Genomic DNA, 8,364 nt, shown 5'->3' with positions numbered 1-8,364 from the left:
GGGCTATCGCCGCCCCCTTAACAATCCCGGCTCCCGGCAAGAAAATCGCCGCTTCGCGGTGCCTTCGGCTTATTCCCTTCGGCTATCGGGTCGGGCGTGATCCTACATCCATGTAGGTCACGCCCTCTCGGCGCATCCTTGCGCCTCGCCCCGGCCTGCGGTCAACGCCTCAGCGATTTTCAGCCGGACACGGTAGTTGCTGTAAGCTATTTATTTTATTTGACTTTTTCATTGCTGTTGTCGTTTTTGGGTTTTTGGTTTTGTAGGCCGGGTTAGGCGTAGCCGCCACCCGGCGGGGTTGAGTTAACCGGTGATAATATGATTCTGGTTCACCAGCTCCTCGTAGGTGGTCTGCACGTTATCGAGCGTCACCAGCGTGGCCGGGGCAAAGCTGGTGCCTGCACCATCCCGGTCGAGCGTGACTGTCGTGCTGCCATCGCTGTTGCTGGCGACATGGAGATAATCCCCCAGCGTGTTGCCATCGCCATTCCAGCCCACCAGCAGCTGGCTGATGTCGATTTTATCGCCCTGCGCCAGCGAGAAGTTGCTGACGTGTTCTCCGCCATTATCGCTGAGCACGTTGTAAATCAGCGTCTCGCCGGTGGTGCTGGCGCTCAGGGTGCTCACCATCGGCTCCTCGCTCTGGGCAAACGCCGCGGTTGCCACTGATGTCGTCGGTGGGTTCGGGGCCAGCGGGTCGACGTCAATCGTCCAGGTTTCGGAGATCAGGCTGTGATTGCCGCGGCGGTCAACCGCATCGGCGGTCAGGGAGTGGAGCCCATCGGTCAGACTGGCGGGCACCTGGAACGACCAGTTACCCGCTGAATCGACCTCCGTAAAGCCGATCTGCATCTGCTCGCTGTAGACATAAATTTTGGTGCCGATCTCACCGGTGCCGGAGATGAGCGGCGTGCGGTCGTCGCTTAACGAGCCGCTCGCGATGGTGCCGATGGTATCCGGTACGTTATCCACCACGTTGGTGATGAGCGGTGTGGCCGGTGGGGTCGTGTCGTCGGCTTCTACCGTACTGGGGGCGCTGGTGTTGCCCGCCTTATCGGTGGCGGTAAGACTCATGATCTCCCCGTTCAGCTTGGCGGTGGGCAGCGTGAAGGAGAAGCTGCCCGATTCGCCGACAGTCAGCTCGCCGAGTTTAGTGGTCCCTTCCATGATGACCACGGTGCTGCCCACTTCCGCCGTGCCGGTGAGCGCCAGGCCATTATCGGAGACATCCAGCTCTGCAGGTGGCGCCGGTGGCGTGGAGTCAAGGGCGGTGGCCTGCGCCGGCTGGCTCGGGTTTTGGGCGGTATCGAAGGCGTAGACCGTCAGCACTTCGCCGTTGAGCTGGTTTGGGGCGATATTGACGGTGAATTTGCCGTCGGCACCCACGGTGCCGGTACCTATCTCCTGGCCCGTGGCATCGCGTACCGAGATACGGGCATCCACTTCCGCTTCACCGCTCACGCTGTCACCCGTCGCGGCGACGGTGAGGGCTGTCGGTGCCGCTGGCGGGGTGATGTCCGGCACAGGCAGCGAAGAGGCCGGACCTTCGTTACCCGCCCGGTCAGTAGCCACGGCGCTCAGGGTTTCGCCATTGGTCTGCGGGGTGGTCAGGGTCAGCGAAAATGCCCCGTTGACGTCCGCGATGGCCTCACCCAGGCTGTCACCCACGTCGTTGGTGACCGTAACCGTCGAGTTGGGCTCGGCGCTACCGGTGAGGATAGTGCCAGTGGCATTGATGGCGAGGCCACTCGGCGCGGCAGGCGGCGTGCGGTCGACGGTAAATTCAAACGGCGTGGAAGAGGGGCTCAGATTGCCCGCAACATCCGTCTCCGTCAGGGTAAAGGTCTGTAGTCCTTCCGTCAGCGGCTCGGCAAGCTGGTAGCTCCAGGAGCCGTTATCCGCGACGATGATCTCCGCCACCAGCAGATCGTTGTGGTAGAGGGTAATGGTGCTGCCGGGATCGCCCGTGCCGCTCAGCACCGGTTGGTTGTCATCGGTAAACCCCCCGGAGGTGATGAATCCCTGGATGTTGCCCACCTCATCCATCACCTGTAGCACCGGCGCATTCGGAGCGATGGTATCGATGGTGAGGTTGAACGCGGGAGAGTCCGGGCTGGTATTGCCTGCCGGGTCGGTGGCGCTGGTGGTGATCTGATGCAAGCCGTTAGCGAGATCGGCGGTTGGGGTAAACGTCCAGCTACCGTCACTGTTCACTACCGTGCTGCCGATGTTCTTCCCGTTATCATACACCGTGATGGTCGAACCGGCCTCGCCGCTGCCGCTAAAGACCGGGCGCGGATCGTCGGTGGTCTGATCGCTGTTCAGCGCCCCGGTCAGGCTGCCGGCATTGTCGTCAGCGATAATAATCATGGGCGCATCTGGCGGGGTGGTATCCGCAGCGGTAAGGCTGGTGGGCGGGCTGACGTTGCCGGAGCTGTCGGCGGCTGTGGCCGTCAGGGTCTCGCCGTTGGTGTAGGGCACCCCCAGCTCGACGGTAAATTCGCCATTGCCGTTGGCTTTGGCTTTGCCCACCACGTTACCGCTGGCATCGGTGATGGTTACCATGCTGTTGGCTTCGGCGCTGCCGAGCAGCTGGGTGTTACCGTTGGCGAAATGCAGGTTAGTGGGCGCGTCGGGCGGCGTGGTATCCTGCGCTACCGGACCCGGATCGATGCGATCGTCACCGCCCCCACCGCCGCCGCCACCACCGCCTGCTGCCAGCGCAATGCCCCCCGCTGCGGCCACGCCACCCAGCACCCACGGCCAGATAGGGGTATCACCCGATGAGCTGCTGACGTTACCGGCAATCAACGCGTCGGTTGACGGGATCGACTGGTAACGCTCAACCGCCAGCGGATCTTCAATCCACCACAGCGCGCCGTTTTCATTCAGTACCAGCTGATGATCGTTGACGTAGTAGTTCTTCAGCGTCACGGTTTCGCCGTTGGTCATCCTGACCAGCAAATCGTTATTGCTGCGGGAATAACTGGCAATATCGCCCCTGCCTGCATCGAGCTCAACAACGGAATCCTCGCCCAGAATGATCTGGTTACCTTCTGCGACTGTTTGTTGATGCGTCAGTCTGGAGATAACAGTGAATTTACTCATTTGTATGACTCCCAACAGAGTGTAATGAATGCTGTGTGTAAAAATCGTTTTTCTTTCAGCAGATTTTAAGCGTCCCGAAGGAGACACTATTTGTCAGAAATAATGTCCTGCTGTAATAGTTTTTCTGCGACTTTTTTGTTTTTGCGCAGGCGTGATGATTGCCATCCCTGTTATTTATATTGCTGGCTTTTTATAAGTGCATTAAAGGATATAGTCAGAAAGAACCAAAAGCGCAAATGACGAAGCGGTGAAATAAAGTATAGCCGATTGCTAAACTGCGCTGAAACCCAATTAACAAGTGAGTAATTGGCAGGTTCATTGCTTAACTTGCTGTTTTATTGCGGTTTTATTATGTTTTGTTGACTTGTGTTAGTGCAGGTAATGAATCGGAGAATGCGAGAGATCACAAATTTCAGTGCTCGATTAGCTTTTTATTTATTAAATGTGAGGGCGCGATAACACTCTGTTCATGCTATTTTTGCAACGGGTAATAGAAGCGTTGCTGAATTTTTGAATAATACAAAGGTATGGTTTTTTCTCTCTTGGATAACGCCTTTCAGGAAATGCCCTACGACATTCGTACTATTTTTTTACGTGTTTATTATTTTCAGAAAGGCAGTATAGAACAGGCGGGATTTTTTACCGGGGCAATTATTAATAAATATTATTTCCTCAGGTCAAAAAATTACTGACGCCGCATCGCCTGGATCTCAATGGCAATGGCGATGCGATCGTCCACCACCAGCGCAAAGCGATCCATCTTGTACGCGGAACGGGAGATGGCGGTGGTGGCATGCAGCGCGATCGCCTCGCCAGGCAGACGATCGAGCGTGGCTTCGAGGATCACCGGGCGGCTGAGATCCCGGACGGTGAGAGTGCCGAACGCGCGGTAATGATCGTCCTTAACCTTCACCACCCGGGTGCTGGTAAAGGTGATCGTGGGATAGCGGGCGGCGTCAAAAAACATATCGCTTTTCAACTGCCAGGTGAGCAGATTGTTGGAGGCCTGAAGCGTGGCGACCGGCACCGACACCCGGATGCGATCGTCAAATTCATTGTCCGGGTTCAGCGTGACCGTCCCCGTCACCCCCTGGAGATGCGCCCAGGAGGGTATGCCGCCGAAGGCGCGCCACGACAGCTTGATGGCGGTCTTCTGCGTGTCGATGGCATAAACGACGGGGGCGGCGTAAAGCGACGGGCAAGCGAGCGTGAAGACCAGCAGAAGAATGCGGCGCAGCATTGGGGGCTCTCCCTTTCACAGGTTGCAAGTTAACGCATCAGCGCGCAGGCTTGTTTGGTGTAAGAGGGGTGTTGCCCTGCGTGAGAATAAGCGTAGAAACAGGGAAGCGCGTCGGCAAGGGTTAGCAGGATCCTTCCCCGCATCGCGGGTAAAAGAGCGAACCGGCTTGCCAGATACCCGGGGCAATCTGAATATCTTAACGGAGGGGTTATGTCGTTCCTTGAAGAACTGGATGCAAAAGTCAAAGCCCAGAGCGGGCTTATCGTATCGTGTCAGCCGGTACCGCACAGCCCGCTGGATAAGCCGGAGATTGTCGCGGCCATGGCGCTGGCGGCGGAGCAGGCGGGAGCCGTAGCGCTGCGCATTGAAGGTATTAAAAACCTGCGGGCGGTGCGTGCCGTGGTGAGCGTGCCGATAATTGGCATTGTGAAACGCGATCTGCCCGACTCTCCGGTACGCATTACGCCCTGGCTGGAGGATGTGGATGTTCTGGCAGAAGCGGGGGCCAGCATTATTGCTTTTGACGGTACGCAGCGCCCGCGCCCGGTACCGATTGACGCTCTGCTTGCCCGCATCCGTCACCATCAGCTGACGGCAATGGCAGACTGCTCCTCGCAGGAGGACGGGCTGTATTGCTACCAGCTTGGGGTTGAGCTGATCGGCACCACGCTGTCGGGCTACACCTCAGAGGTGACGCCCACTGCCCCGGATCTGGCGCTGGTATCGAGCCTGAGTCAGGCCGGATGCCGGGTGGTGGCCGAGGGGCGTTACAACTCGCCGGAACTGGCGGCGCAGGCCATTGAACATGGGGCATGGGCCGTGACGGTCGGTTCCGCCATCACCCGGCTGGAGCATATCTGTCAGTGGTATCGGGACGCATTACTGAGGGCGTCAGAATGAGCCCAAACGGCATTATCGCGCGCTGACTGAACTTCACATCACGCGTCATCTTCATGACTTGTCAGGCGTGCCCCGCGCGGACAGTATCCCATCTTCAAGTCGGGCCATTTTCATCTCCCGAGTACAAGTCTTATCGTCGCGAGGCTATTTTTCCCGTCATAGCTACGCTTTACCATCACATTATTGCGACACACACGATAAACGACGGAGAGATTATGAAAGCCATTGCCATTACCCGTTCTGCCCCTGACAACATCGCGTTCCTGCAGGATATCGAATTGCCGCAGCCGCAAGCGACAGGACACGATCTGCTGATTGAAGTGAAAGCCATCTCCGTAAACCCGGTAGATACCAAGGTCCGCGCCGGTTTTACCGGCGATACGCCGCGCGTTCTCGGCTGGGATGCTGTTGGCGTGGTGGCCGCGGTGGGCGAGGCGGTAACGCTTTTCGCGCCCGGGGATGAAGTCTGGTATGCCGGTGCGCTGGGACGGCCGGGCAGCAACAGCGAGTTTCAACTGGTGGACGAGCGCATTGTTGCCCTGAAGCCTAAAACCCTGGATAACGCCTCCGCTGCCGCGATGCCGTTAACCGCTATCACCGCATGGGAGATGTTGTTCGATCGCCTGGGCATTCAGGAGCAGGGTAATGAAGGCGACACGCTGCTGGTTGTCGGCGCGGCGGGCGGGGTGGGGTCCATCCTGGTGCAGTTGGCGCGCAAGCTGACGAAAATGACTGTGGTAGGTACGGCGTCACGCCCGGAAAGCCAGCAGTGGGTGCGGGAAGCGGGGGCGCATCACGTTATCGATCACAGCAAGCCACTGTCAGAAGAATTAGCCGCCGCGGGCATCAAAGAGGTCACTCATGTCGCCAGCCTGACCCATACCGCAGCGCACTATGATGAGATTATTAAGGCGCTAGCGCCGCAGGGCAAACTGGCGCTGATCGACGATCCCGATACGCTGGACGCCCGTCCGCTGAAGGCGAAGAGCATCTCCCTGCACTGGGAGTTTATGTTCACACGGTCCATGTTTGAAACCGCCGATATGATTGCCCAGCACCAGCTGCTGACCCGTGTGGCAAATCTCATTGACGAGCAGGTGCTTACCACGACGCTGGGTGAGCATTACGGGGCGATTACGGCGGCGAATGTGCAGAAGGCCCATGCGCAGCTCGAGACCGGGCGTGCGGTCGGGAAGATTGTACTGGAGGGGTTCTGAGATGGCCTCCTCTGACATTATCTCGCTTATAGCGGTTCTGAAGGCGAAACCCGGCAAGCGTGACGCGCTGAAGACGGCCTTACAGGCGCTGCTGCTGCCGACCCGTCAGGAACCGGGCAACGTTGAATATCAGCTGTTTCAGCTGCGCGATACGCCGGACTGTTTTTACGTCCGGGAAGCCTGGCGAGGCCAGGAGGCGTTAGAGGCTCACATTGCGCTGCCCCATTTCCAGGCCTTTACCCTGCAGATGGATGAGTTGCTGGCGGAGCCGCTGCGGCTGGATTACCTGACGGCGGTAGAGCCTTAAGGGTTCCGTTAAGGGACGTAGGTAAGGTTGGAGTACTGAAATAGAGGGACGGTAGAAACAAAAAAGCCCGCATTGCGGGCTTTCAGGACTTTGTATCAGGCTCTGGTGACCATCAACAAAGAATTTTGGTGGAGCTGGCGGGAGTTGAACCCGTGTCCGAAATTTCGTAACTGACTAATAAAAAAAGCTTAATTACTCGCGAAATTTGCCGCGGCTCCTTTACGGCTCCTTTCGCGTCCCGCCGCTGGCAAGGAGTGGTCTTCGCTCAGTGTTCCCGTCGTATTCTTTCAAATAAGATCCGTAATGCCTGAAGAGCATCTCTGGCCCCTTATGACCCATCTGTCCGGCGAGCCAGAAAAGGTTGGCGCCCTGGCTGATGTGGCGTGTCGCGAAAGTATGCCTGGTCTGGTATGGGTTACGGTATCTGATACCCGCTTTACGTAATGTCGGAACCCAGGCTTTTTTGCGGATTGCGTCCGCGCTGGCCCACGGCTTATTCGTTTTCGGATCCTCGAATATCGTGGCGTCTTTCATAAAGGTGAAGGTTTTCTGATTCGCCAGCACAGCCATCGCCGCATCGTTAAGTTCCACCTTGCGCGTTCCTGCCTTTGTTTTAGTCCCCTTAATAACCCCTACTACACTCGCGTTCTGAACGTGCGCCGTCTTCCCGATGAAATCTATATCGCGCCAGCGCAGCGCGCATAACTCCGAGCTGCGTAAACCTGTCTGGATCGCGAACATAAACAGGTTGCCCCACTGCTTATTTGTGGCAGAGGAGAGGAGGGCATCCACCTCTGCTGGTGAAAGCGGATCGACAATATAATCGCTGTCAGCAGTCGATTTGTCGCTTTGATACCGGGATGCCGTGACCAGGGATACCGGGTTGAGTTGGAGGACGCCATCTGTTACAGCCTCATCAAGCGCTGATCGCAAGAAAGAAAGTTGGTTGCGAATTGTCTTCAGCGTAGTGGTGCGGCTCTGGATCCACGCCTTCATTGCAGCCGGTGTAAGCTCGCTTGCAGGTAGTGAGTGAAGGGCTACCAGCGCGCTACGACATTTTTTATAACCGCCGATGGTGGACGGCGAAAGTTTTCGCGTTTCACAGATGTTAAGGTATTCGTCCAGGTACATTTTTACTGTCTTTCCAGCGGCCGCATTGCCAAATAATTTTAACCGTGCAGATCGCGGGAAATATTCTGCATAAACGAATGTTCCACGCTCGATTTGGTTATGAATTTCGCCGAGGGTCCGCTCGGCGTATTTCAAGTTTTTGACGCTCACATCTAAATTTGAAAGGGGTTCTCTACATTTCACCCCTTTATAAGTGAACGTGATATTTATGGTTTCACCCTGGCTGTGCTTCCTGATGGTCACGCCGCGCGGGAGTTTAGGCGACTCTGTCTTGCCCATTTAGCTACCTCACTTAGATCAATCCATCTCTCCTTAACGCCTTCCACCTTCAGCACCTGAACTCCCTCCCTCCATACACCACGTTGAACGCGTTTATTGATGGCATCGAGAGTCTCGCCAGTTTCTCTGCAATAAGTTGAGATAGGGACACAATCGAGGTTCAGCATAGTTTTCTCCACTAG

At 56.9% G+C, this 8,364-nt stretch carries 7 protein-coding genes; 3 read left to right on the top strand and 4 right to left on the bottom strand.

The annotated features are described in order from the left end of the window. Positions 1–303 precede the first annotated feature (303 nt). Positions 304–3,108 (bottom strand): Ig-like domain-containing protein, encoded by a 2,805-nt coding sequence (locus tag C3406_RS05070; RefSeq protein WP_103822593.1) that lies wholly within the window; start codon positions 3,106–3,108, stop codon positions 304–306. 685 nt (positions 3,109–3,793) lie between these two features. Further along, a complete protein-coding gene (locus C3406_RS05065; RefSeq protein WP_103822592.1) occupies positions 3,794–4,348 on the bottom strand; it encodes a YceI family protein in 555 nt (184 codons plus the stop codon). A gap of 210 nt (positions 4,349–4,558) precedes the next feature. On the opposite strand from C3406_RS05065, the gene C3406_RS05060 reads away from it, so the two are divergent. The 3 genes from C3406_RS05060 (at position 4,559) to C3406_RS05050 (ending at position 6,772) form a co-directional block, all read left to right on the top strand. After that, entirely contained in the window at positions 4,559–5,248 is a 690-nt protein-coding gene (locus C3406_RS05060) for an N-acetylmannosamine-6-phosphate 2-epimerase (protein WP_103822591.1), read from the top strand. 215 nt (positions 5,249–5,463) lie between these two features. Continuing rightward, positions 5,464–6,465, top strand: coding sequence for a zinc-binding alcohol dehydrogenase family protein (locus C3406_RS05055; RefSeq protein WP_103822590.1), 1,002 nt, complete (start codon positions 5,464–5,466; stop codon positions 6,463–6,465). A 16-nt stretch (positions 6,466–6,481) separates the two neighbouring features. After that, a complete protein-coding gene (locus C3406_RS05050) occupies positions 6,482–6,772 on the top strand; it encodes a putative quinol monooxygenase (protein WP_199182721.1) in 291 nt (96 codons plus the stop codon). Between the two features lie 219 nt (positions 6,773–6,991). Here C3406_RS05050 and C3406_RS05045 read toward each other — a convergent pair whose 3' ends face one another. Continuing rightward, positions 6,992–8,182: a site-specific integrase gene (locus tag C3406_RS05045; RefSeq protein ID WP_103826509.1), complete on the bottom strand. Its 1,191-nt coding sequence runs from the start codon at positions 8,180–8,182 to the stop codon at positions 6,992–6,994. Beyond that, on the bottom strand, positions 8,143–8,349 hold the full coding sequence (locus C3406_RS26425) for an excisionase (protein WP_103826510.1): 207 nt from the start codon (positions 8,347–8,349) through the stop codon (positions 8,143–8,145). The genes C3406_RS05045 and C3406_RS26425 overlap by 40 nt, the downstream gene beginning before the upstream one ends. Positions 8,350–8,364: the final 15 nt, after the last annotated feature.

Source organism: Leclercia sp. LSNIH8 (assembly GCF_002920195.1).
Lineage (GTDB): Bacteria > Pseudomonadota > Gammaproteobacteria > Enterobacterales > Enterobacteriaceae > Enterobacter.
Note: the sequence above shows the minus strand (reverse complement) of the source record. Positions and strands in the feature narration are given on the sequence as shown.